Annotated in this window: 1 protein-coding gene; it reads left to right on the forward strand. The window is 43.0% G+C overall.

Annotated elements, in window-relative coordinates:
• Window positions 1–57 precede the first annotated feature (57 nt).
• Window positions 58–1,030: integrase core domain-containing protein (locus IDJ77_RS27510; RefSeq protein ID WP_191192212.1), on the forward strand; the 973-nt coding region annotated here is incomplete at its 3' end.

Below are 1,030 nucleotides of genomic sequence, written 5' to 3' on the forward strand. Positions count from 1 at the left end.
TGTAAAGGTTAGATAATTCGGTAACAGATTAGCTTTACGTAACAAAGCTAAAAAGTTATGCGCATCAACACGAATGACCTAACACTGAAACGTAATTATTTGCAGACGTACCGTTTGCTGATAAAGGATTATGAACTGGTCAAGCAAGGCTTGCATCCGCAGTTCAAACTGGCCAAAGAATTTTACGAAGCCCATCATACAGACCGTCGCAGTTTTTTAAAGTATTATAACCGCTATAAACAATCCGGAAACGAAGAAGACTTGTTACCCTCAAGACGCGGCCCGAAGTATAGGACTCGCAGGCCGTCGCTTCAAGATGAGGCTTTAGTGCTTGAATTACGCTCACTTGGCACCAATAAGTTTGAAATATCCAGCCAGCTTAAGCAGAAATCAGATAATTTTAACCCATCGCCTTCAGGGGTTTATAACATCCTGAAACGCTATGGCAAAAACCGTTTAAAAACGGCAGATAAGGAAGTTAAACGTAAGATTATCAAAGAGCGCATGGGACAGTTAGGTCATATCGATTGTCATCACTTAAGCAAAACCATCATTCGCGGCCAGCATCGCAAGTTGTATCTGCTTTGTGTGCTGGATGATTACTCACGGGTTGCCTGGGCAGAAGTAATGGAGGATATTACCGCCCTGACTACCATGTTTGCAGCCTTGCGCTGCATGAGGATGATCAAAGAGAAGTTCGGTATTCAGTTTGAAGAAATCATTGCAGATAATGGCCCGGAGTTCGGCCCGGCTATTAGCCAGAATAAACGAAACCACCCTTTTGAACGCATGCTGATAGAAACTGGCATCAAACGCAGATACATCCAGCCTTACAGGCCGCAAACCAACGGAAAAGTAGAGCGCTTCTGGCGTACACTTAAAGAGGATCTGATCGAGGAAACTGACTTTGACAGCCTCGAAGAACTTGAAGATGAACTTTTACAATACCTCGCTTATTACAACTGGGAAAGGCCTCATCAAGGTATTAATGGTAAAAAACCTATTGAAATGTGCACCCTAAACAACAAAA

The organism is Mucilaginibacter pankratovii (assembly GCF_014773265.1).
GTDB classification, from domain to species: domain Bacteria; phylum Bacteroidota; class Bacteroidia; order Sphingobacteriales; family Sphingobacteriaceae; genus Mucilaginibacter; species Mucilaginibacter pankratovii.